This window comes from Citrobacter sp. Cb004 (genome assembly GCF_030337065.1).
Classification (GTDB): domain Bacteria; phylum Pseudomonadota; class Gammaproteobacteria; order Enterobacterales; family Enterobacteriaceae; genus Citrobacter; species Citrobacter braakii.
Window position 1 is genome coordinate 164,806 of the sequence record NZ_JAOWCH010000065.1, and the last position, 22,954, is coordinate 187,759.

At 51.3% G+C, this 22,954-nt stretch carries 21 protein-coding genes; 16 read left to right on the forward strand and 5 right to left on the reverse strand.

Annotated features, from left to right (window positions below; translation table 11 throughout):
• Nucleotides 1–74: 74 nt before the first annotated feature.
• On the reverse strand, nucleotides 75–410 hold the full coding sequence (gene yecR / locus OGV65_RS16355; RefSeq protein WP_080858829.1) for a YecR family lipoprotein: 336 nt from the start codon (nucleotides 408–410) through the stop codon (nucleotides 75–77).
• 268 nt (nucleotides 411–678) lie between these two features.
• Between yecR and OGV65_RS16360 the strand changes: the two genes are divergently transcribed.
• Nucleotides 679–1,317, forward strand: coding sequence for an RpiB/LacA/LacB family sugar-phosphate isomerase (locus OGV65_RS16360; protein WP_279264030.1), 639 nt, complete (start codon nucleotides 679–681; stop codon nucleotides 1,315–1,317).
• A 33-nt stretch (nucleotides 1,318–1,350) separates the two neighbouring features.
• On the opposite strand, the gene OGV65_RS16365 is transcribed toward OGV65_RS16360, so the two are convergent.
• On the reverse strand, nucleotides 1,351–2,772 hold the full coding sequence (locus OGV65_RS16365) for an MFS transporter (protein ID WP_286455191.1): 1,422 nt from the start codon (nucleotides 2,770–2,772) through the stop codon (nucleotides 1,351–1,353).
• A gap of 128 nt (nucleotides 2,773–2,900) precedes the next feature.
• Here OGV65_RS16365 and OGV65_RS16370 point away from each other — a divergent pair, with 128 nt between their 5' ends.
• Nucleotides 2,901–3,152, forward strand: a complete 252-nt coding sequence (locus OGV65_RS16370) for a DUF2766 family protein (RefSeq protein WP_016153452.1) — start codon at nucleotides 2,901–2,903, stop codon at nucleotides 3,150–3,152.
• Between the two features lie 138 nt (nucleotides 3,153–3,290).
• Here OGV65_RS16370 and OGV65_RS16375 read toward each other — a convergent pair whose 3' ends face one another.
• The gene (locus OGV65_RS16375; RefSeq protein WP_016153451.1) at nucleotides 3,291–3,794 is read right to left on the reverse strand and encodes a non-heme ferritin-like protein; all 504 of its coding nucleotides are present in this window, start codon (nucleotides 3,792–3,794) and stop codon (nucleotides 3,291–3,293) included.
• Between the two features lie 553 nt (nucleotides 3,795–4,347).
• Here OGV65_RS16375 and OGV65_RS16380 point away from each other — a divergent pair.
• From OGV65_RS16380 to otsA, 6 genes are all read left to right on the forward strand, one after another.
• Entirely contained in the window at nucleotides 4,348–4,905 is a 558-nt protein-coding gene (locus OGV65_RS16380; RefSeq protein ID WP_019077051.1) for a DJ-1/PfpI family protein, read from the forward strand.
• 315 nt (nucleotides 4,906–5,220) lie between these two features.
• Nucleotides 5,221–6,210, forward strand: coding sequence for an arabinose ABC transporter substrate-binding protein (locus OGV65_RS16385; RefSeq protein WP_003034602.1), 990 nt, complete (start codon nucleotides 5,221–5,223; stop codon nucleotides 6,208–6,210).
• A gap of 115 nt (nucleotides 6,211–6,325) precedes the next feature.
• Nucleotides 6,326–7,840 carry an arabinose ABC transporter ATP-binding protein AraG gene (gene araG, locus OGV65_RS16390; RefSeq protein WP_049283070.1) on the forward strand — a complete coding sequence of 505 codons (1,515 nt, stop codon included), beginning with the start codon at nucleotides 6,326–6,328 and terminating at the stop codon, nucleotides 7,838–7,840.
• Between the two features lie 14 nt (nucleotides 7,841–7,854).
• Nucleotides 7,855–8,841, forward strand: a complete 987-nt coding sequence (gene araH, locus OGV65_RS16395; RefSeq protein WP_047502108.1) for an L-arabinose ABC transporter permease AraH — start codon at nucleotides 7,855–7,857, stop codon at nucleotides 8,839–8,841.
• Between the two features lie 175 nt (nucleotides 8,842–9,016).
• A complete protein-coding gene (gene otsB / locus OGV65_RS16400; protein WP_047502110.1) occupies nucleotides 9,017–9,820 on the forward strand; it encodes a trehalose-phosphatase in 804 nt (267 codons plus the stop codon).
• On the forward strand, nucleotides 9,795–11,216 hold the full coding sequence (gene otsA / locus OGV65_RS16405) for an alpha,alpha-trehalose-phosphate synthase (protein ID WP_047502112.1): 1,422 nt from the start codon (nucleotides 9,795–9,797) through the stop codon (nucleotides 11,214–11,216). The genes otsB and otsA overlap by 26 nt, the downstream gene beginning before the upstream one ends.
• Nucleotides 11,217–11,233: 17 nt before the next feature.
• On the opposite strand, the gene uspC is transcribed toward otsA, so the two are convergent.
• Nucleotides 11,234–11,662, reverse strand: coding sequence for a universal stress protein UspC (gene uspC, locus OGV65_RS16410; RefSeq protein ID WP_016153445.1), 429 nt, complete (start codon nucleotides 11,660–11,662; stop codon nucleotides 11,234–11,236).
• Between the two features lie 793 nt (nucleotides 11,663–12,455).
• Between uspC and flhD the strand changes: the two genes are divergently transcribed.
• The 6 genes from flhD to cheW all read left to right on the forward strand — a co-directional run bounded on the left by flhD (nucleotide 12,456) and on the right by cheW (nucleotide 17,905).
• On the forward strand, nucleotides 12,456–12,797 hold the full coding sequence (flhD, locus tag OGV65_RS16415; RefSeq protein WP_016153444.1) for a flagellar transcriptional regulator FlhD: 342 nt from the start codon (nucleotides 12,456–12,458) through the stop codon (nucleotides 12,795–12,797).
• Complete coding sequence (gene flhC / locus OGV65_RS16420; RefSeq protein ID WP_085951062.1) at nucleotides 12,794–13,378, forward strand: flagellar transcriptional regulator FlhC; 585 nt, start codon at nucleotides 12,794–12,796, stop codon at nucleotides 13,376–13,378. Before flhD ends, flhC begins: the two co-directional genes overlap by 4 nt.
• Before the next feature lie 124 nt (nucleotides 13,379–13,502).
• Nucleotides 13,503–14,390: a flagellar motor stator protein MotA gene (motA, locus tag OGV65_RS16425; protein WP_016153442.1), complete on the forward strand. Its 888-nt coding sequence runs from the start codon at nucleotides 13,503–13,505 to the stop codon at nucleotides 14,388–14,390.
• Entirely contained in the window at nucleotides 14,387–15,316 is a 930-nt protein-coding gene (gene motB, locus OGV65_RS16430) for a flagellar motor protein MotB (RefSeq protein WP_016153441.1), read from the forward strand. Before motA ends, motB begins: the two co-directional genes overlap by 4 nt.
• 4 nt (nucleotides 15,317–15,320) lie before the next feature.
• Complete coding sequence (cheA, locus tag OGV65_RS16435) at nucleotides 15,321–17,381, forward strand: chemotaxis protein CheA (protein WP_142417409.1); 2,061 nt, start codon at nucleotides 15,321–15,323, stop codon at nucleotides 17,379–17,381.
• A 20-nt stretch (nucleotides 17,382–17,401) separates the two neighbouring features.
• A complete protein-coding gene (cheW, locus tag OGV65_RS16440; protein ID WP_003034638.1) occupies nucleotides 17,402–17,905 on the forward strand; it encodes a chemotaxis protein CheW in 504 nt (167 codons plus the stop codon).
• A gap of 75 nt (nucleotides 17,906–17,980) precedes the next feature.
• Here cheW and OGV65_RS16445 read toward each other — a convergent pair whose 3' ends face one another.
• On the reverse strand, nucleotides 17,981–19,240 hold the full coding sequence (locus OGV65_RS16445; protein WP_049283066.1) for a dicarboxylate/amino acid:cation symporter: 1,260 nt from the start codon (nucleotides 19,238–19,240) through the stop codon (nucleotides 17,981–17,983).
• A gap of 406 nt (nucleotides 19,241–19,646) precedes the next feature.
• Here OGV65_RS16445 and tar point away from each other — a divergent pair, with 406 nt between their 5' ends.
• Entirely contained in the window at nucleotides 19,647–21,302 is a 1,656-nt protein-coding gene (gene tar / locus OGV65_RS16450) for a methyl-accepting chemotaxis protein II (RefSeq protein ID WP_286455193.1), read from the forward strand.
• A gap of 43 nt (nucleotides 21,303–21,345) precedes the next feature.
• Nucleotides 21,346–22,947 (forward strand): methyl-accepting chemotaxis protein IV, encoded by a 1,602-nt coding sequence (tap, locus tag OGV65_RS16455; RefSeq protein WP_235117129.1) that lies wholly within the window; start codon nucleotides 21,346–21,348, stop codon nucleotides 22,945–22,947.
• Nucleotides 22,948–22,954: the final 7 nt, after the last annotated feature.

The window sequence follows — 22,954 nt, forward strand, 5'->3', positions numbered from 1 at the left end:
CATTAACGCTATTAAGCGGAGAATATAAATAATGAAAAGGCAGAAGACCAGCAATAATGTGCTGGTCGAAAATATTAATAATTGAAGGAGGGCGATTGGGATACCGCAACGCCGTGACACTGCCAGGCGAGCGTGATTTTGGTATTTAAGCACAGAGAACCGGCATATACGCTACAGGTAGATACCGGCTGACCAAACGCCATTGCGTTGGCATAGCCCAGGCGCTGACACTCTTTGGTGGCTGTGCCTTGGGTAAGGTAGTCATCGGTACGCGCCGTTTGTAGCATGGCCTGGTTGTAGGTCAGGCGAACGACGCCGGTGATGGCACTGGCTTCGCTGACCTGCGCCTGTTTAGTAATAGTGCATCCTGTCAGCACGAGCGGCAAAAGGGCAAGGATAAAGGTCTTCATGTGATCGCTCTGAAAGTTCGGAGATAGGCTATCATGGCATATGTGGTGGCGCATCAATGGCTTGAATAGCCCGAAGATCACCTGCGATTAATCGCAACGACGTCATTTTATTGAGGCTATTCTGAGCTGTCTCAGAAAAAATGTGAGCACCTCATTATTTTATAAAACAAAATTTCATTAAATTTGAAAGTGAGTTTGCAAAATAGTAATGTGGCCTGAATGTTATGACTTTCAGCGGGCCTCCGCAGCGCATTCAGGAGATTACAGAATGAAAATTGCATTGATGATGGAAAACAGCCAGGCAGGCAAAAATGCCATCATTCATAACGAGCTTAAAGCCGTTGCGGATGAGAAAGGTTTTCCAGTGTATAACGTCGGGATGAGCGACGAAAATGACCATCATCTGACCTACATCCATTTAGGGATTATGGCCAGCATCCTGCTCAATTCCAAAGCCGTGGATTTTGTGGTTACGGGGTGCGGTACGGGCCAGGGGGCAATGATGTCACTGAATATACATCCGGGCGTGGTGTGCGGTTACTGTCTCGATCCGGCAGACGCATTCTTGTTCTCTCAGATCAACAACGGGAATGCGCTTTCTCTGGCATTCGCCAAAGGTTTCGGCTGGGGTGCTGAGCTGAATGTACGCTATATGTTTGAAAAAGCATTCACTGGTCGTAACGGCGAAGGTTATCCACCAGAGCGGAAAGAGCCGCAGGTGCGTAACGCGGGGATCCTGAACCAGGTGAAAGCGGCGGTGGTAAAAGAAAACTATCTGGACACTCTGCGCGCTATCGATCCTGAACTGGTAAAAACCGCCGTATCTGGCCCGCGCTTCCAGCAGTGCTTTTTTGAAAACTGCCAGGACAAAGCGATCGAAGCGTTTGTACGCGAGATAGTTGGCTAAATCCTGTTGGCCCGGCGGTGTTCGCCTGCCGGGCTATTTGTTCTTGTTAGAAACCGCGCTTCCAGCATCATGGGCAAGCCGCAGCGTATCAACCATACCTACCAGACAAATAATCGCAATTGCGACAAAGGCCAGCCGGAAACTGATCCCCGGAATATTGCCTAACCCCAGCCATTCACTCACCTCTTCGCCGATACGGATCCCGATAGCGGCCAATGAAATGCCCAAGCCTACCGCTAATTGTGTTGCCGTACTGAACAGCGTATTGGCGTAGCTCATTTGTGGCCCGGGGACGTCCGCAAAGGCAAGCGTGCTGATGCCGGTAAACTGAATTGAGCGGAACACGCCGCCCAGATACAACACCAACAAAATAACCCACACCGGGGTCTGCGGCGTAATTAATGCACAGGCCAACAGCGCCAGGACGTTTAGCGCACCGTTGATTAACAGTAGTTTCTTAAAGCCCAGCCAGCGTATCAACGGCGTGGTGGCAGGTTTTATCGTCAGATTGCCCACAAACACCGCCAGAACCAGCGAACCCGCGTGAAAAGCGCTCATGCCAAAACCGACCTGGAACATTAACGGCACCAGAAATGGTACAGCGCTAATAGATGCACGAAATAGTGACCCGCCGTACAGGGTGACGCGAAAAGTCGGGACGCTCATGGCATCAAGACGAATCATCGGCCAGGTAGTGTGACGAAAATGATGCAGGGCAAACAGAAAGGTCACGGTTCCTAGCGCCAGTAGCCCGGCGGTTAGCCAGCCCTGCGGCTGCTGGGTTCCCAGTAACTCCATGGCATACACCAGGCTAACCATCGCAACTGAGGTCGCGATAAAACCCGCTATATCAAATGGACGGCGCTCGTCGTCATGAATATCCGGGATAAAACGTAGCGCCAGCGCGATCGCCAAAACTCCCAGCGGTACGTTAATAAAGAAGATCCAACGCCAGTTAGCATAGCTGGTAATGAATCCTCCAAGCGGTGGCCCGATGATAGGTGCGACTAATGCGGGCCAGGTCAGGGTCGCAATAGCGGTGATCAACTGATGTTTAGGCGTGGTGCGCAGTACCGCGAGACGGCCAACAGGAACCATTAGCGCGCCACCCACACCCTGTAAAATTCGCATTGCTACAAAGCTCTCAAGGCTTTCGGACAAACCGCATAAAACCGAAGCGAGAGTAAAAATCGCCAGCGCCAGGGTAAACACTTTTCGGGCGCCGAAGCGATCCGCAATCCAGCCGCTGGCGGGGATAAGCACCGCGAGGGTGATCAAGTAGGCGCTGATACCAATGTTCAGGTCTACCGCCTGTACGCCAAAGCTTTTGGCCATGTCGGGTAGGGCTGTGGCAATCACCGTGCCGTCAATAAATTCCATAAAGAAAGCCCCGGCAACAAGTAATGCTGCCGGGGAAAGACCGCGTTGGTTCTCAACCGCTAACTGTTCACTCATGTTGTGCTTGCCATCTCAAAAGAAACTGACTGGACCTTTTTTATTTTCAGCGCATTTGTAATGTGTGCGCGGCTATCGTTTCGATCGCTGAATAGGTACTATGACGACCTTTCTATAAGGAGCTCACTATGTCCCAAACATTGAATGCCGATCAGGAACTGCTCTCGGACGTTGTTGCCTGTCAGCTGGTTATCAAGCAAATTCTGGATGTTCTTGATGTTATTGCCCCGGTAGAAGTTCGGGAAAAAATGTCCAGCCAACTGAAAAACATCGATTTTTCCAGCCATCCTGCAGGGGCCGATCCGGTCACTATGCGCGCAATACAAAAAGCGGTTGCCTTGATCGAGTTGAAATTCACACCGCAGAACGAATCCCACTAAAATAAACCGTTGTTTCAGGTTTTAGAAAGGTTTTTTTGCGCCTCGCAGAATGGGAGGCGCGTGCCAGGGAAAATCAGAGGTTGACCGGATAAGGTGCGCAGCATCGCTATCCGGCATTAACGCGATGAAAACTGAAGATTAGTGATGCTGGTAGTTAACGACGTTGAGCAAGTGCTTATCGGTTTGCGCCATGCACAACCCCGCGCGTTTGGCGCTGCGGACTTCATCAAGAATCGTCTGTAACAGCACGCCATCCTGCTGCTGCTCTTTTTCCAGGTCGTGAAGAAAATCAATGGTTGGCGCATCGTTTAATGCTTCAGCTTCATTGGTTAAACGCGAGAGCTTACTCGAACGCTGCTGATATTCATCCAACGTTTTCTGAAACAATTCTTCAAGGGAACTCAGTTCATCACCCGGCACATCCATGGCCTTGACGATGGGATTAGCCCCGGCACTTTTCATAAAATTGAACATACGCATCATTTGAGTCACGTTACCTTGCGCCTGCGTGCGTAGAAACGTGGCTGTACCTGTCAGGCTATGCTCGTAGCACCATTCGCTGAGATGCAGGTAAAGATTCGAGGCGTAAAACTCGAGATTCATTTGTGTATTGAGTTTATGAACAATTCCAACTGCAGCCATATCAATATCCTTATTTCCAGAAAGGGGGATGTACGTTACTCACGCCAGTACAGCGGGCTGCCGCTGCACTTCACCTCTACGTACAATTAAAACTGTTAGCAGAATAAATCCGTTCCGCCGGTCCTTTAGTGATCACGAATTATATTCGCTCCGATCGAGATTCAGCATAACGCTTGCCCTGGTATAAGAAAATCCTTAAATCTGCGTATTTATGTTTTTTTACATATTGTCATAACAATATTCATGCTACTGCTGTTTTGGCATATAGATGACATGAATGTAAGGGGTTGAAATTTCTGTCATTAAATGATTTTCATGATAATGAAATGGTGTTTCATATAACAAAATTAAATTCCACAATAAGGTATTGTCTGGTATCTGATGATTATCTGCCCAAGTTGAAAGGCAATTTCACGATCGGGATGGATTAGTACAAATTATCTGATGGCTAATTTTTTGCGCCAGATCAGTTTTAATCAAATTGAGAAATTTAACAGTCTGCACTGGTCATCATTAATTGTTTCGTTTATGTGGATTAAGCAAGGAGTTACATATGAAGAAGGTTGCGGTGCTGCTGGCACCCGGTTTTGAAGAGGCGGAGGCGATTGTTACCCTGGATATTCTGCGTCGCCTGAATATCGAAGTCGAAACCCTGGCCTGCGCAGAGTCACGTGCGGTGGTGAGTTATCATGACGTACCGATGGTGATGGATAGCACGCTGGCCGCGCGCCAGACGTATCTCTACGATGCCGTCGTATTGCCAGGCGGGCCGCAGGGCAGCGTTAATCTTGCCGCCAGTGAGGCGGTCATCCAGTTTGTATCTCGTCATGATCAGGCAGGAAAGCTCATTTGCCCCGTATGTTCTGCGGCCGCGCGCGTGTTGGGCGGCAACGGTCTGCTGAAGGGGCGTCGCTATGTTTGCTCAGGAGATCTGTGGCAAAACGTCACGGACGGGGAATATATCGATGCGCCGGTTGTTGAAGATGGCAATCTGATTAGCGGCAAAGGGTTAGGGCATATTTTCGATTTTGCGTTGACGCTTGCGGCGCGCCTGCTGGGAGATGACATTCCGGTTCGCGATCACGCTGACCACATTTATTACCGATGGTAATCATGTTCCCGAATGCTTCGGTATTCGGGAACAAGGATTCGTTGGCTGATGTTATGGATTAATTTGCTATCCCTCTTTTTTCCCGTCGACAAAACCGCGTTTTTTTATGTCATTTCCCGCTGAATTTATGTACGCAATTACTGTAATTCTGTGGTGTGATGCCGCTCTCTTATGGAGAATCAATTTCCCGCTAAAACTACTCTCAGCACTGGCATTGATCTTATCACTAAAAGGTAATGCCTTGTTTTACGTCCGAATTACAAAAAATCGTCTGATTTTACCCTACATAAAAGAACGTTAAAGCTGGAGTTAACCATGCACAAATTCACTAAAGCGCTGGCTGCCATCGGTCTGGCTGCCATTATGTCACAATCCGCTATCGCTGAATCCATGAAGCTCGGTTTCCTGGTCAAACAACCGGAAGAACCGTGGTTCCAGACTGAATGGAAATTTGCCGATAAAGCCGGTAAAGACCTTGGCTTTGAGGTGATTAAAATTGCCGTCCCGGATGGCGAGAAGACCCTTAACGCCATCGACAGCCTGGCTGCAAGTGGCGCAAAAGGGTTTGTGATTTGTACGCCGGACCCCAAACTCGGGCCTGCCATTATGGCCAAGGCGCGTGGCTACGATATGAAAGTCATTGCCGTCGATGACCAGTTTGCTAACGCCAAAGGTAAGCCGATGGATACCGTGCCGCTGGTGATGATGGCTGCAACCAAAATTGGTGAGCGCCAGGGCCAGGAGCTGTATAAGGAGATGCAAAAGCGCGGTTGGGATGTGAAATCCACAGCCGTAATGGCCATTACCGCGAATGAACTCGATACCGCGCGTCGCCGTACATCGGGTTCAATGGAAGCGCTTAAAGCCGCAGGCTTCCCGGAAAAACAGATCTACCAGGTCCCCACTAAATCGAATGACATCCCCGGGGCATTCGATGCCGCTAACTCCATGCTGGTTCAGCACCCTGAAGTCAAACACTGGCTGATTGTCGGCATGAACGACAACACCGTGCTGGGCGGCGTACGTGCGACCGAAGGGCAGGGCTTCAAAGCGCCGAATGTGATTGGTATCGGCATCAACGGCGTTGATGCCGTGAGCGAACTCTCCAAAGGCGAAGCGACCGGGTTCTACGGTTCACTCCTGCCAAGCCCGGACGTTCACGGCTACAAATCAAGTGAGATGCTCTACAACTGGGTAACGAAAGGTGCAGAGCCACCGGCGTTTACTGAAGTGACGGATGTGGTGCTGATTACCCGCGATAACTTTAAAGAAGAACTGGCGAAGAAAGGCTTAGGCGGTAAATAACACAAATGCCGGATGCGACGCCAACGCGTCTTATCCGGCCTACGAATTGCGTACTCAGTCGGCCGGATAAGGCAAAGCCGCTATCCGGCATAAAGATCTGACTCACGGAGACGTTATGCAACAGTCTACCCCGTATCTCTCATTTCGCGGCATTGGCAAAACGTTCCCCGGCGTTAAAGCGCTCACGGATATCAGTTTCGACTGCTATGCCGGTCAGGTGCATGCGCTGATGGGCGAAAATGGCGCCGGGAAATCAACACTATTAAAAATTCTCAGCGGCAACTATGCGCCAACGACGGGATCTTTGGTGATTCGTGGACAAGAGGTTTCGTTTGCGGACACCAATGCCGCGCTGAACGCCGGTGTTGCCATTATTTACCAGGAGCTGCATCTCGTCCCGGAAATGACCGTTGCCGAGAATATTTATTTAGGGCAGATGCCGCACAAAGGCGGGATTGTGAACCGCTCGCTGCTGAACTATGAAGCGGGTCTCCAGCTTAAGCATCTGGGCATGGATATCGATCCCGATACGCCGTTGAAATACCTCTCCATTGGTCAATGGCAGATGGTGGAGATTGCGAAAGCGCTGGCGCGCAACGCCAAAATTATCGCGTTTGATGAACCGACCAGCTCCCTTTCAGCGCGCGAGATTGAGAATCTGTTTCGCGTCATCCGTGAGCTACGCAACGAAGGGCGCATCATCCTGTACGTTTCGCACCGTATGGAGGAGATCTTTGCCCTTAGCGATGCCATCACCGTGTTTAAAGATGGTCATTACGTCAAAACGTTCACGGATATGCAGCAGGTCGATCACGACGCGCTGGTGCAGGCGATGGTCGGGCGCGACCTCGGTGATATTTATGGCTGGAAATCCAGACCTTATGGTGCAGAGCGCCTGCGTTTGCATGACGTCAAAGCCCCTGGCGTGCGTACCCCGATCAGTTTATCGGTGCGCAGTGGTGAAATTGTTGGATTGTTTGGACTGGTGGGCGCCGGACGTAGCGAATTAATGAAAGGTCTGTTTGGCGGCACGCGTATCACGGCAGGCCAGGTGTTTATCGATGAACAGCCTATTGATATCCGTAAACCGAGCCACGCCATTGAAGCGGGGATGATGCTGTGCCCGGAAGATCGCAAGGCTGAAGGGATCATTCCGGTCCATTCGGTGCGTAACAACATCAACATCAGTGCCCGTCGTAAACATGTTCTGGGCGGATGCGTGATCAACAACGGCTGGGAAGAGACCAATGCCGATCACCATATTCGCTCACTCAATATTAAAACGCCGGGCGCGGAGCAACTGATTATGAACCTCTCCGGCGGTAATCAACAGAAGGCTATTCTCGGCCGTTGGTTATCGGAAGAGATGAAAGTGATTTTGCTGGACGAACCTACACGCGGTATTGATGTGGGCGCCAAGCATGAAATTTATAACGTGATTTATGCCCTCGCAGCGCGCGGCGTGGCCGTGCTGTTTGCTTCCAGCGATCTGCCTGAAGTGCTCGGTGTCGCCGACCGTATCGTGGTGATGAGAGAAGGCGAAATTGCCGGTGAGTTACTTCATGAACAGGCGGATGAGCGCCAGGCGTTAAGCCTTGCTATGCCAAAAGTTAGCCAGGCTGTAGCCTGAATAAGGAGAGAATGATGTCTTCCGTTTCAACATCGGGTTCAGGTGCTGCAAAGTCGGCGCTAAATCTTGGTCGCATTTGGGATCAATACGGGATGCTGGTCGTGTTCGCCGCGCTGTTCCTGGTTTGTTCCCTCTTTGTGCCTAACTTTGCCTCTTTCATCAACATGAAGGGGCTGGGGCTGGCGGTATCGATGTCGGGTATGGTCGCGTGTGGGATGCTGTTTTGCCTGGCATCCGGTGACTTCGACCTGTCCGTTGCCTCCGTGATTGCCTGCGCCGGGGTCACTACAGCCGTGGTCATTAATATGACCGAAAGCCTGTGGATTGGCGTGGCTGCCGGGCTACTGCTCGGTATTCTATGTGGTCTGGTGAATGGGTTCGTGATTGCGCGGCTGAAAATTAACGCCCTGATCACGACCCTTGCGACGATGCAGATTGTGCGTGGTCTGGCCTACATTATTTCCGACGGTAAGGCGGTAGGGATTGAAGACGAGCGCTTCTTCACTCTCGGCTACGCCAACTGGTTTGGTCTGCCGGCACCTATCTGGATCACGGTCGTCTGTTTCATCGTTTTTGGCTTACTGCTCAATAAAACCACGTTTGGTCGTAACACGCTGGCCATTGGGGGGAATGAAGAGGCGGCACGTCTGGCTGGGGTTCCGGTCGTTCGTACCAAAATTATTATCTTTATTCTGTCCGGGCTGGTATCCGCCATCGCCGGGATTATCCTCGCATCTCGTATGACCAGCGGCCAGCCAATGACCTCAATCGGCTATGAGCTGATCGTGATTTCCGCGTGCGTGTTAGGGGGCGTTTCGCTTAAAGGCGGCATCGGAAAAATCTCATATGTGGTAGCCGGGGTGTTGATTCTGGGAACGGTTGAGAATGCAATGAACCTGCTGAACATCTCTCCGTTCGCACAGTATGTCGTACGTGGTCTGATCCTGCTGGCGGCGGTGATCTTCGACCGTTACAAGCAAAAAGCGAAGCGTACTGTTTGATGATTTAAACCCCAACTTTTTAGTCTAGCTTTAGCTCATCGCCAGCCGCTACCCGGCTGGCGATTGTTTTTCCAAATGGCGAGCATGGTCACACTGTCTATACTTATATCCGTCATACATCATATATACGGCGCGATCCGCGCGGCGTACAGACCATGATGAGGAGGATAACCGGGTGACAGCATCACTGATCTTACCCCCTGAACAATCTGCAAGCTGTGCTTATTTTTTTGATCTCGATGGGACACTGGCTGAGATCAAACCTTATCCAGACCAGGTCGTTGTCCCTCAGACAATCCTGCAGTTATTACATCAGTTGGCGACGCACAATGCGGGTGCGCTGGCATTGATTTCAGGGCGCTCGATGGCTGAGCTTGACGCGCTTACCACTCCCTTTCGTTTTCCGCTCGCCGGAGTGCATGGGGCAGAGCGCCGTGACATCAATGGTCAAACTCATATAGTGCGCCTGGCTGCGGCAATAGAGCGCGAAGCAGGAGAGCTATTAAGTACCGCCTTGGCGACGATGCCGGGTACAACGCTTGAAGCAAAAGGGATGGCGTTCGCACTGCACTATCGCCAGGCCCCGGAACATGAAGCGGCGCTAATTAATCTGGCTGAGTGCATCACGCACAGATGGCCGCAGTTGGCTTTACAGCACGGAAAATGCGTTGTGGAGATAAAACCAAAGGGTACGAACAAAGGTGACGCAATTGCCGCATTTATGCAGGAAGCACCTTTTGCCGGACGGGTCCCCGTTTTTTTTGGTGACGATCTGACGGACGAAACAGGATTTGGCGTGGTTAATCGCGCAGGGGGCATTTCCGTGAAGGTGGGGAATGGAGCGACGCAGGCGACATGGCGTCTGGATGGCGTGAGTGATGTCTGGCACTGGCTGGAACAAATTAACTCTTCGCAGCAAGAATCGAAAGCAACGAATAACAGAAGAGGTGGCTATGAGTCGTTTAGTCGTAGTATCTAATCGTATCGCCTCACCCGATGACAAAGGAAGCGCAGGTGGGCTTGCCGTCGGTGTGCTGGGCGCGTTGAAGGCTGCTGGTGGCCTGTGGTTTGGCTGGAGTGGGGACACGGGTAATGAGGACAAACCATTAAAAAAAGTCACGCGTGGCAACATTACCTGGGCTTCGTTTAATTTGAGTGAACAGGATTACGAAGAGTATTACTGCCAGTTTTCTAATGCGGTTTTATGGCCTGCATTTCATTATCGTCTTGATTTGGTACAGTTTCAGCGTCCTGCATGGGAGGGCTATCAGCGGGTGAATGCCTTGCTGGTAGATAAACTGCTGCCGCTGCTCAACGATGACGACATAATCTGGGTTCATGATTACCATCTGTTGCCGTTTGCCAGCGAACTGCGTAAACGCGGCGTGAATAACCGTATCGGTTTTTTCCTGCACATCCCTTTTCCGACGCCGGAAATCTTTAATGCCTTACCCCCACATCAGATGCTACTTGAGCAGATGTGTGATTTTGATTTACTCGGTTTCCAGACCGAGAACGATCGTCAGGCTTTTCTGGATTGTCTGGCAGCCCAGACTCAGGTAACCACTCAGAGCGAGCAGCACCACCGTGCATGGGGAAAAGCGTTTCGTACCCAGGTCTATCCCATCGGTATTGAGCCGGATGAGATCGCCCGCCAGGCATCCGGACCTTTGCCGCCGAAGCTGGCGCAACTGAAAGCAGAACTCAAAAATGTGCAGAATATCTTCTCCGTTGAGCGTCTGGATTATTCTAAAGGTTTGCCGGAGCGCTTTCAGGCCTATGAGGCTCTGCTGGAACACTATCCGCAGCACCACGGTAAAATTCGCTACACCCAGATAGCGCCAACTTCGCGTGAAGAGGTGCAGGCCTACCAGGATATTCGGCACCAACTGGAGACTGAAGCGGGGAGGATTAACGGTAAATATGGGCAGTTGGGCTGGACGCCGCTCTATTATCTGAATCAGTACTTTGATCGTAAATTGCTGATGAAAATCTTCCGCTACTCTGATGTAGGGCTGGTGACGCCGCTGCGAGATGGTATGAACCTGGTTGCGAAAGAATTCGTGGCCGCGCAGGATCCTGCCAACCCCGGCGTGCTGGTGTTATCGCAATTTGCCGGGGCCGCGAATGAGCTAACTGCCGCGCTTATTGTTAATCCTTATGACCGCGACGAAGTGGCTGGCGCATTAAACCAGGCTCTGACGATGCCGCTTGCTGAGCGTATCTCCCGCCACGCTGAGATGCTCGAAACTATCATTAAAAACGATATCGACAACTGGCAGGCGAGGTTCATTTGCGATCTGGAAAAAGTCATCCCACGTCAGAGTAAACAGCCATTGCCAGACAACGTTTCTCCCTGCACTAAACTGGCGTAACGCTCAGTAAACGCAGGTCAATCTCCAGCCAGTGGAACCAGCAGAACATCCACGTGGCTGGCACCGATCACGCTTTTTGCTGAGCAGGACGCGCGCGAAAAGAAGCTGTGGTTATGGTTGCCATAAATGACCAGATCGACCGCGTGTTTACGGCATACATCCAGAATATGTTCATTCAGTGCCCCATAGGTAATAAAGGTATGCTCAATGGGGTACTGTGCTTCTTTGCTGAGCTTGTCGATAAAATCCTGAGTCTCCTCTTGCATCACTTCGCGCAGGTCCTCCAGCATAGGTGCTGCAAACTGATTATACAGTTCAGGATCTGAGACCAGGGTTATCAGGCTAATACGAGCGTTGACAGGGCGAGCGATGGAAACCGCCTTGGCTAACAACTGCTGGCTTTCAGGGGTGGCGGCAACGGCCACAAGAATGTGTGTATAGCTCATAACTCGCTCCTTTTTTCAAGAATTATGAGAGGGTTTATCAGCATTGCTCGGCTTACTCCATACTGCAACGTTTCCTTCCCGGATAGTGTGAATGTCATCATGCTTATTCATTAATTATTCTTATAAATAGAATAATTGCGTCATATAACTTGTAAATACGTTCAGCTTACTTAAGTAAAACTCACCGCTAATGAAAACAATGTGTTAATTAAAAATTAACAAAAGTTAACATTTAATGGGTTATCACTACCCGGTATTAATTAATCACCCTTAATATTTAAGTCATTGTTTATAAAGGATTTAATTGAAATGGTGTTTTACATTAAATATGTGATCAAGCTCGCTATTTCACAACGTGATATTAACGTTTGTGAACAAAATACTATTCGCTTTTATTGCAAGAATATTCGTATGTCAGGAATTGAAATGGCGAATTTGAGGTTAAAAAATAAGCAAAGTAAAAGCTGTGCTGATGGATTTATGTTAAGTGTTTAGCTGGTTTATGTGATCTATGTCACATATTCTTCAAATTCGCAGCATAGCTACGTTGTATGTGTAACGGGCGGCGGGTAGAGTTGCGTCGAATTAGGAAAAATCTTAGACATTTGTAAGAATTGATGTGAGCTTGTAAGGGGCGCGGCTTTCTGAAAAGGGAATGTTTAGACAACGCGTAAGTGCCGTCACGCTGCTATGTATTTGACCTTTTGCTTTTTTTTTACCGGGCCTTCCCGGCGACATCACGGGGTGCGGTTTCACCGCATGAAAACAATGTTGGTTATTATGGATGCAAATAATGCATACATCCGAGTTGCTGAAACACATCTATGACATCAATTTGTCATATTTATTGCTTGCACAGCGTTTGATCGTTCAGGACAAAGCATCTGCGATGTTTCGCCTTGGTATCAGCGAAGAAATGGCGGACACGTTGGCAACATTAACACTTCCACAAATGGTCAAACTGGCTGAAACAAACCAACTGGTCTGTCATTTCCGTTTCGACGATCACCAGACCGTTACTCGCCTGACGCAAGACTCCCGCGTTGACGATCTTCAGCAAATTCATACCGGTATCATGCTTTCAACGCGACTGTTAAGCGACATCGATGAAGCAGCGCGCAAGAAAAGGGCTTGATGATGAGCGAAAAAAGCATTGTTCAGGAAGCGCGTGATATCCAGCTGGCAATGGAATTAATCACATTGGGCGCCCGTTTGCAAATGCTGGAAAGCGAAACGCAATTAAGCCGTGGCCGACTTATCAAGCTGTATAAAGAATTACGCGGCAGCCCTCCGCCAAAAGGGATGCTGCCTTTCTCCACCGACTGGTTTATGACGTGGGAACAAAACATTCATGCTTCGATGTTTTGCAACGCATGGCAATTCCTGCTCAAAACTGGTTTGTGCAGCGGCGTGGATGCCGTGATCAAAGCGTATCGTTTATATCTTGAGCAGTGCCCGCAGCCAGAAGAAGGGCCACTGCTGGCGTTAACTCGCGCATGGACGTTGGTGCGTTTTGTCGACAGCGGATTGCTGGAGTTGTCCCGATGCAATTGCTGCGGTGGGAATTTTATTACCCACGCTCACCAACCCGCAGGCAGCTTTGCCTGCAGTTTATGCCAACCGCCATCACGCGCCGTAAAAAGACGTAAACTTTCCCAGAATGCTGCCGATATTATTCCACAACTGCTGGATGAACAGATCGAACAGGCTGTTTAACTGATACGGTGTGGACAAACACTCCAGCAGCGGTAAGCGATTACCGCTGCTTTTTTTTGTCCTGACCTCGAGTTAACTGCCCGACTGCGCATCCTGTCATAGTCAATTGCGAAAGGATGATGTCGTGCTTATCTTATTAGGTTACCTGGTTGTTATTGGTACAGTTTTCGGCGGTTACATGATGACCGGCGGACACCTTGGGGCACTCTATCAACCGGCTGAGCTGGTGATTATCGGTGGCGCGGGTATTGGGGCATTCATCGTCGGCAATAACGGGAAAGCCATTAAGGGGACGATGAAAGCCATCCCGATGCTTTTTCGTCGATCAAAATACACCAAAGCGATGTATATGGATCTGCTGGCCCTGTTGTATCGCCTGATGGCCAAGTCACGTCAGCAGGGCATGTTCTCGCTTGAACGCGATATCGAAAACCCCAAAGAGAGTGAAATTTTCGCCAGCTATCCGCGCATTCTTGCTGATGCCGTGATGCTTGATTTCATTGTCGATTATCTGCGTCTGATCATCAGCGGCAACATGAACACGTTTGAAATTGAAGCGCTGATGGATGAAGAGATTGAGACGCACGAAAGTGAGGCCGAAGTCCCGGCCAACAGTCTGGCGATGGTGGGGGATTCATTACCGGCGTTCGGGATCGTGGCGGCGGTCATGGGGGTTGTCCATGCGCTGGCTTCTGCCGATCGTCCGGCGGCTGAACTGGGTTCGCTGATTGCACATGCCATGGTAGGGACATTCCTCGGAATTTTACTGGCCTATGGATTTATTTCTCCGCTTGCCAGCGTTCTGCGCCAGAAAAGCGCTGAAACCACCAAAATGATGCAGTGTGTGAAGATAACTCTGCTCTCCAATCTGAATGGTTACGCGCCGCCAATTGCCGTCGAATTTGGTCGTAAGACTCTGTATTCCAGCGAACGTCCATCGTTTATCGAACTGGAAGAGCATGTTCGTGCGGTGAGAAATCCAACTGCGCAGCAGACGACCGAGGACGCATGAAAAATCAGGCCCATCCCATTATCGTTGTAAAGCGACGCAAGCATAAAGGTCACGGTGGTGGGGCGCATGGTTCGTGGAAAATCGCCTACGCCGATTTTATGACCGCGATGATGGCCTTCTTTCTGGTGATGTGGCTCATTTCCATCTCTAGCCCTAAAGAATTGATCCAGATTGCCGAATATTTCCGTACGCCGCTGGCTACTGCGGTAACCGGGGGAAATCGTATTTCGAATAGCCAAAGTCCAATTCCTGGCGGCGGGGATGATTACACCCAGCAGCAGGGAGAGGTGAACAAGCAGCCGAATATCGATGATCTGAGAAAACGCATGGAACAAAGCCGCTTGAGCAAACTTCGCGGCGATCTCGATCAGTTGATTGAATCTGACCCCAAACTGCGTGCGCTGCGCCCGCATTTGAAAATTGATTTAGTTCAGGAAGGGCTGCGGATACAGATTATCGACAGTCAGAATCGCCCGATGTTTAAAACCGGTAGCGCTGAGGTGGAACCGTATATGCGCGATATCCTGCGAGCCATAGCGCCAGTGCTTAACGGCATTCCTAATCGAATCAGCCTTTCCGGCCATACGGATGATTACCCTTACGCCAATGGTGAAAAAGGGTATAGCAACTGGGAGTTGTCCGCCGATCGCGCTAACGCGTCGCGTCGCGAACTGGTTAGCGGCGGTCTGGATGATGGAAAAGTATTACGTGTGGTAGGTATGGCCGCCACGATGCGTCTGAGCGATCGCGGTCCTGAAGACGCTATCAACCGCCGTATTAGCCTGCTGGTTCTCAATAAGCAGGCGGAAGAGGCCATTTTGCATGAAAACGCTGAAAGCCAGAATGAGCCGGTAAGTGTCTTACAACAGCCAGCGGAACTCCCGCCGGCAAGCGTTCCCACATCGCCACCAGCCAATCCGAGGTGATAGCGTGAGCATGGATATAAGCGATTTTTATCAAACATTTTTTGATGAAGCTGACGAACTGTTGGCTGACATGGAGCAACACCTGCTTGATTTGGTTCCTGAAGCCCCGGATTCCGAACAGCTGAATGCAATTTTTCGTGCTGCGCACTCGATAAAAGGCGGGGCGGGCACCTTCGGCTTTACCATTTTGCAGGAAACGACCCATCTGATGGAAAACCTGCTGGATGAAGCGCGGCGTGGCGAGATGCAGCTCAATGCCGACATTATCAACCTGTTTTTGGAAACGAAAGATATTATGCAGGAACAGCTCGACGCCTATAAAAACTCAGAGGAGCCGGATGCCGCCAGCTTTGAGTACATTTGTAATGCGTTACGACAGTTAGCGCTCGAAGCGAAAGGTGAAACCGCACCGGCAGTCGTCAACACCGCAAAACTGAGCGTTGTTGACAGCGCTGCAATGCAGGAAGAGGCGGTTGCACAGCCTGAGTCTGCAAGCGAAGAGAGCAAGAAACGCATTATTCTCACGCGCCTGAAAGCCAATGAAGTGGATTTACTGGAAGAGGAACTGGGGAACCTGGCGACCTTAACCGATGTGGTGAAAGGGAGCGACACGTTGTCAGCAACGCTTGATGGCAACCTCGCAGAAGATGACATCATCGCGGTGCTGTGCTTTGTGATTGAAGCTGATCAGATTGAATTCGAAACCGTCAGCGCAGCGCCGGTAGCCGTTGAAACTGAAGCTGAAGCTGAAGCTGAAGCAGAAACGGTAGCCGTTGTCGCGAAGCCGCAGCCGGTTGCCGTTGCGCCAGCGGCGAAAGCCGCCGCCAGCGAAGCGCCAAACGGACGCGCGGAACGCGACAAACCCGCCCGTGCCAGCGAGTCAACCAGCATCCGCGTAGCGGTTGAGAAGGTCGATCAGCTCATTAACCTGGTCGGTGAGTTGGTCATCACCCAGTCTATGCTGGCACAACGTTCTAACGAACTGGATCCCGTCAATCATGGCGATCTCATCACCAGTATGGGTCAGTTACAACGTAACGCCCGCGACTTGCAAGAGTCGGTGATGTCGATTCGTATGATGCCCATGGAGTATGTGTTCAGCCGTTTTCCGCGTCTGGTGCGCGACCTGGCCGGTAAGCTGGGTAAACAGGTCGAACTGACACAGGTGGGAAGCTCAACCGAACTCGACAAGAGCCTGATTGAACGCATCATCGATCCGTTGACGCACCTGGTGCGTAACAGCCTCGATCACGGTATTGAACTGCCGGAAAAACGCCTTGAAGCCGGGAAAAGCCCAATCGGTAATCTGACGCTTTCCGCGGAGCACCAGGGCGGGAATATCTGTATTGAAGTCACTGATGATGGCGCCGGTCTGAACCGTGAACGAATCCTCGCCAAAGCTATCTCCCAGGGGATGCCGATCCACGAAAACATGAGCGATGACGAAGTCGGTATGCTGATCTTCGCCCCGGGCTTCTCGACCGCTGAACAGGTGACGGATGTCTCTGGCCGCGGCGTGGGTATGGATGTGGTGAAGCGAAATATCCAGGAGATGGGGGGCCATGTTGAGATCCAGTCCAAACAGGGACAGGGGACGACTATCCGAATTCTGCTGCCGCTGACGCTGGCGATCCTCGACGGCATGTCCGTGCGCGTGGCCGACGAAGTCTTTATTCTGCCGCTGAATGCCGTTATGGAATCACTGCAACCGCGCGAAGAAGATCTCCATCCGCTGGCCGGAGGAGAGCGCGTGCTGGAAGTGCGTGGCGAATATTTACCGCTGGTTGAGCTGTGGAAAGTCTTTGAGGTTGAAGGCGCAAAAACCGAAGCGACTCAAGGTATTGTGGTGATTTTGCAAAGTGCAGGGCGTCGCTACGCGCTGCTGGTTGATCAGTTAATTGGTCAACACCAGGTGGTCGTCAAAAACCTGGAAAGCAACTACCGCAAAGTGCCAGGTATTTCTGCAGCAACGATCCTCGGCGACGGCAGCGTCGCGCTGATTGTCGATGTCTCTGCATTGCAGGGATTAAACCGCGAACAACGTGTGGCGATCACAGCCGCCTGATTGAGTGAGAAGGGAATAATATGACCGGTATGAGTAATGTAACTAAACTGGCCGGCGAACCGTCAGGTCAGGAATTCCTCGTGTTTACGCTGGGGGATGAAGAGTACGGTATCGATATCCTGAAAGTGCAGGAAATCCGTGGGTACGATCAGGTGACGCGTATTGCTAACACGCCTGCGTTTATCAAAGGTGTCACCAATCTGCGCGGTGTGATTGTGCCGATTGTTGACCTGCGCGTGAAGTTTAGCCAGAGCGATGTGGACTACAACGAAAACACCGTGGTGATTGTGCTGAATCTGGGCCAGCGGGTGGTCGGGATTGTGGTCGATGGCGTCTCGGATGTGCTGTCGCTGACAACGGATCAAATCCGTCCGGCGCCAGAATTTGCCGTAACGCTGTCGACGGAATACCTGACGGGACTGGGGGCGCTGGGTGACCGGATGCTGATCCTGGTTAACATTGAGAAGCTGCTCAATAGCGAAGAAATGGCGCTGCTTGATATTGCCGCCAGTCACGTCGCGTAACCGCTATACCGTATCTGGCCTACAATGATTGCTGTTGTAGGCCGGATACGCGTAACGCATCCGGCAGATTTCCCCTTACGCTTCCCGCTCAACCAGCTCCGGTTCTTCTTCCAGTAAACCTTCATCTTGTGCCAGCATCGCCGTTGCAATCCCGTTACCTAATACGTTGATTGCTGAACGTCCCATATCCAGGAAGTGGTCAATACCCATCAGTAACAGAATCCCGGCAACCGGAATATTAAAGCTCGGAATGGTTGCTGCCAGCACCACCAGCGCAGAACGCGGCACGCCGGCAATCCCTTTTGACGCCAGCATCAGCGTCAGCATCAGGACGGTGATTTCTGCAAAGGAGAGGTGAATGTTATAGGCCTGCGCGATAAACATCGAGGCAAATGAACAGTAAACCATCGAGCCGACCAGGTTAAATGAATAACCGATAGGCAATACAAATGACACGATGTTAGGCGAGCAACCAAATTTGGTTAATTGCTCCAGCGTTTTTGGATAGGCGGCTTCCGAGCTGCTGGTAGTAAATGCGACCAGAACCGGATCTTTCAGCATGCTTACCAGACGAAAAACCTCTTTTTTCAGCATGACATAACCGACGGCCAGCAGAACCAGGCAGGTCAGCAAAATAGCCACATAGTAGCCGCCGATGAACGACGCATAGTTAAGCAGGATCCCCAAACCCTGGGTGGAGATAACGGAGGAAATGGCGGCGAAAATGGCCAGCGGCGCAACGTACATCACGTAGCCAGTCACCTTAAGCATAATGTGGGAGACCACATCCAGCGCGGCAACCAGCGGGGCATTGAACTTCTCACCAAGGGATGCGCCACCAATACCGAAGAACATCGAGAACACCACAATTTGCAGGATCTCATTGTTGGCCATCGCCTCGGCTATGCTGGTTGGGATGGTGTGAGTCAGAAAACCTTTCAGGCTCATGCCGCTCACGGCCAGGCCGGTATCAGTGGCTTCCAGCGGGATCGCCAGGTTCAGCCCGCTGCCGGGTTGCTCAAGAGAAACCACAAACAGACCGACCAGAATAGACAGTATGGAAGAGCTGATAAACCAGATCATCGCTTTGCCGCCTACGCGCCCGATGGTGGACGTTTCCCCCAGGCGCATAATACCGACGGTCAGGGTGCTGAATACTAAAGGTGCGATCACCATTTTAATCAGGCGCAAAAAGATGTCGGTGAGAAGCGTAATATTATCGGCCCAGGCGGTCACTACGCTGGGGGCGGCATAAGAGTGGATCACCGCCCCTGACAGGATCCCCGCCAGCATGAAGATCACGATAAACAACGTGAGTTTGTTTGCATTTGCCACTAAAAAGCCCTCAGTAAGGATTTAACATTTATTGTTCGGTTACTCATTTTTTATATTTATTAATTGGTAACTAAGTATTCATCATATAAATTGAATTAAAGCGCCAGCTGATACAACTTTTTTTAATTTTTTATCCATTTTGTTGTGGTGCAGAGGATATGTATTTGTGATCCTGGTCACGAAATAATGACTATTTCATCCAATATGACCGCGTCCACAGATAAATTTGAATGTTATTCACATGATAATTGTGACGTTTTTATGTGAATGATTTGTGGTTGCCGTACACCCGTCTTCCCCTCCTTCCGCGAGGCTTCACGTCCCTTCAGGATTTCCTTTTCGCAAACGTAAAGTTATCTCAGCGACTGCCGATAACGTTGATAACTCGTTTTCAGGAAGGTGCCTTATGTTTAACCGTATCCGCGTTGTCACAATGCTGATGATGGTGCTGGGGGTTTTCGCACTGCTACAGCTTGTTTCCGGTGGTCTGTTGTTTTCTTCATTGCAGCAGAATCAGCAAAGTTTTGTTATTTCTAACGATCTTCGACAGCAGCAAAGTGAACTCACCTCAACATGGGATCTGATGCTGCAAACACGTATCAATTTAAGCCGTTCTTCTGCACGCATGATGATGGACGCGTCCAACCAGCAAAGCAGCGCGAAAAACGATCTGCTGAAGAATGCGAAAGCATCGTTGGCGCAGGCCGAAACACATTACGCAAAATTTAAGAACATCACACCGTTACCCGAGATGGCAGAAGCCAGCGGCAACGTTGAGGAGAAATATCAGCAGTACCATGTGGCCTTAACAGAACTGGTTCAGTTTCTGGAGAACGGCAATATGGACGCCTATTTCGCGCAACCGACTCAGGGAATGCAAAACGCGCTCGGTGAGGCGCTGGGCAAGTACGCCAGCGTTAGCGAAAAGCTTTACGCTCAGGCATTCGATAAAAGTGCGCGGGATTACCATTTCGCCCAATGGCAGCTTGGCGTGCTGGCCGTAGTGCTGGTGCTGATTCTGGTGGTGGTGTGGTACGGCATCCGCCATACCCTGCTTAATCCTCTGTCTCGCGTCATTGCCCATATTCGGGAAATCGCCAGCGGTAACCTGACCGCGACCCTGGCCGTCAGCGGTCGTAATGAAATCGGCGAGCTGGCCAGTACGGTTGATCATATGCAGCGCTCGCTGACGGAAACCGTCACCCTGGTACGTGAAGGTTCTGATGCGATTTATTCCGGGACCAGCGAAATTGCCAGCGGGAACACCGACCTTTCATCTCGTACTGAACAGCAGGCCTCTGCGCTGGAAGAGACCGCAGCCAGCATGGAACAGTTGACCGCAACCGTGAAGCAAAATGCGGACAACGCGCGTCAGGCCTCGCAACTGGCGAAAAGCGCCTCCGATACCGCACAGCATGGCGGCAAAGTGGTTGATAGCGTGGTGAACACCATGCACGAAATCGCCGATAGCTCGAAGAAAATCGCCGACATCATCAGCGTTATTGATGGTATTGCTTTTCAGACCAACATTCTCGCACTGAACGCGGCGGTTGAAGCGGCGCGTGCCGGTGAACAAGGCCGTGGCTTTGCTGTGGTTGCGGGCGAAGTGCGTAATCTGGCAAGTCGCAGTGCGCAGGCGGCGAAAGAGATCAAAGCGTTGATTGAGGATTCGGTTTCCCGAGTGGATACCGGGTCCGTATTGGTAGAAAGCGCAGGCGAAACGATGAACGACATCGTAAATGCCGTAACGCGGGTGACCGACATTATGGGCGAGATTGCCTCGGCCTCCGACGAGCAAAGCCGGGGGATTGATCAGGTGGCGCTCGCGGTATCCGAGATGGATCGCGTTACGCAGCAGAACGCCTCGTTGGTACAGGAATCGGCTGCCGCTGCCGCTGCTCTTGAAGAACAGGCCAGCCGCCTGACGCAGTCGGTGTCGACTTTCCGCCTTGCGTCACGTCCGGCGTCTGCTAAGCCGCGCGATACACGATTACCTGCAACGGCGGCCGCATCCTATCCGCGCCAGAACAATGAGCAAGATACGAATTGGGAAACATTTTGACTGATAGTTAAACCGCGGCCAGTGCCGCCCAATGGGAGCGTTGATGTTTAATCGTATTCGAATTTCGACCACGCTGTTTTTGATTTTAATCCTCTGCGGTGTTTTGCAGATTGGCAGTAATGGCTTGTCCTTCTGGGCATTTCGGGACGGTTTTCAGAACCTGAATCAGGTCGAACGAAGTAATCAGCAACGCGCTGCGCTGGCCCAAACCCGCGCTGTGTTATTACAGGCCAGTACGGCCCTTAATAAGGCAGGGACGCTGACCGCCCTGAGCTATCCGCCAGAGGATATCAACACGCTGATGACCCTCGCACGTGATAGCCTGGCGCAGTCTGAATTGATGTTTAAACGCTTTATGGCGACATCGGATACGACGGCACAAGGGAAGGCGCTGTTTGGCGCAACGGAGAAAAGTTACAGCCAGTGGCACAGCGCTCTCGCGCATCAGGCCACCTGGCTTGAAAACAATCAGTTGTCAGATTTTCTGACCGCGCCGGTGCAGGCTGCTCAGGATGCTTTTGATGCAAATGTGAATGCGTGGCAGAGCAACATCGATCGCGTGTTGCAAACGGCAGGAGAGCAGAGCCAGCGAAATTACCATATGTCGGGGGTGATTTTCGCCACCATGGTGGTACTGGCGGCACTGCTCACCAGCGGTGCGCTGTACTGGTCGCGCAAGATGATTGTCCAGCCGCTGGCGATCGTGGGCAGTCATTTCGACAGCATTGCCGCGGGTAATCTGGCCCGGCCGGTAGCGGTTTATGGGCGCAATGAGATCTCAGCCATTTTTGCCAGTCTGAAGAAGATGCAGCAGGCACTGCGTGAAACGGTAAGCGAAGTACGCCAGGGCAGCTCAGCCATGCATAGCGGTATTTCAGAAATCGCGATGGGTAATAACGATTTGTCTTCGCGCACTGAACAGCAGGCGGCCGCGCTGGCGCAAACGGCAGCCAGCATGGAACAACTGACCGCCACCGTAGGACAGAATGCGGATAACGCGCGCCAGGCGTCAGGAATTGCCAAAAGTGCGGCAGATACAGCGAATAAAGGCGGCGAACAGACCTCCCGGGTCGCCAGCACCATGCATGAGATTTCCGCGAGCTCGCAGAAAATTGGCGACATCATCGGCGTGATTGACAGCATTGCCTTTCAGACCAATATCCTCGCGCTGAATGCTGCGGTTGAGGCCGCTCGCGCGGGTGAGCAGGGGCGTGGTTTTGCCGTGGTTGCAGGTGAAGTGCGCAATCTGGCAAGCCGTAGCGCACAGGCGGCGAAAGAAATTAAGGGGCTCATTGAGGAGTCTGTCACCCGAGTGCATCAGGGCTCGCAGTTGGTTGATATGGCTGCGCGCACCATGACGGAAATTGTCAGCTCGGTTACCCGGGTTAACGACATCATGGGCGAGATTGCCTCTGCTTCTGATGAACAGCGCAGAGGCATCGAGCAGGTGGCGCAGGCCGTCAGCCAGATGGACTCTGTGACGCAGCAAAACGCCGGGCTGGTGGAAGAAGCCGCATCCGCCACCGGACAACTTGCCATGCAGGCCGATAATCTTTCTGCCTGTGTCGCATTTTTTAAGCTTGAAGAGCAAACCGTAGCAAAACAAGAATTGGCGCAGCCGCAGGTTGTGCCCGTTGTATCCTGAATGTGAT

Bases quoted from the DNA above. Each gene is read 5' to 3' on its own strand.
- yecR (WP_080858829.1), bottom strand. From the start codon at position 410: ATGAAGACCTTTATCCTTGCCCTTTTGCCGCTCGTGCTGACAGGATGC.
- OGV65_RS16360 (WP_279264030.1), top strand. From the start codon at position 679: ATGAAAATTGCATTGATGATGGAAAACAGCCAGGCAGGCAAAAATGCC.
- OGV65_RS16365 (WP_286455191.1), bottom strand. From the start codon at position 2,772: ATGAGTGAACAGTTAGCGGTTGAGAACCAACGCGGTCTTTCCCCGGCA.
- OGV65_RS16370 (WP_016153452.1), top strand. From the start codon at position 2,901: ATGTCCCAAACATTGAATGCCGATCAGGAACTGCTCTCGGACGTTGTT.
- OGV65_RS16375 (WP_016153451.1), bottom strand. From the start codon at position 3,794: ATGGCTGCAGTTGGAATTGTTCATAAACTCAATACACAAATGAATCTC.
- OGV65_RS16380 (WP_019077051.1), top strand. From the start codon at position 4,348: ATGAAGAAGGTTGCGGTGCTGCTGGCACCCGGTTTTGAAGAGGCGGAG.
- OGV65_RS16385 (WP_003034602.1), top strand. From the start codon at position 5,221: ATGCACAAATTCACTAAAGCGCTGGCTGCCATCGGTCTGGCTGCCATT.
- araG (WP_049283070.1), top strand. From the start codon at position 6,326: ATGCAACAGTCTACCCCGTATCTCTCATTTCGCGGCATTGGCAAAACG.
- araH (WP_047502108.1), top strand. From the start codon at position 7,855: ATGTCTTCCGTTTCAACATCGGGTTCAGGTGCTGCAAAGTCGGCGCTA.
- otsA (WP_047502112.1), top strand. From the start codon at position 9,795: ATGAGTCGTTTAGTCGTAGTATCTAATCGTATCGCCTCACCCGATGAC.
- uspC (WP_016153445.1), bottom strand. From the start codon at position 11,662: ATGAGCTATACACACATTCTTGTGGCCGTTGCCGCCACCCCTGAAAGC.
- flhD (WP_016153444.1), top strand. From the start codon at position 12,456: ATGCATACATCCGAGTTGCTGAAACACATCTATGACATCAATTTGTCA.
- motB (WP_016153441.1), top strand. From the start codon at position 14,387: ATGAAAAATCAGGCCCATCCCATTATCGTTGTAAAGCGACGCAAGCAT.
- cheW (WP_003034638.1), top strand. From the start codon at position 17,402: ATGACCGGTATGAGTAATGTAACTAAACTGGCCGGCGAACCGTCAGGT.
- tar (WP_286455193.1), top strand. From the start codon at position 19,647: ATGTTTAACCGTATCCGCGTTGTCACAATGCTGATGATGGTGCTGGGG.
- tap (WP_235117129.1), top strand. From the start codon at position 21,346: ATGTTTAATCGTATTCGAATTTCGACCACGCTGTTTTTGATTTTAATC.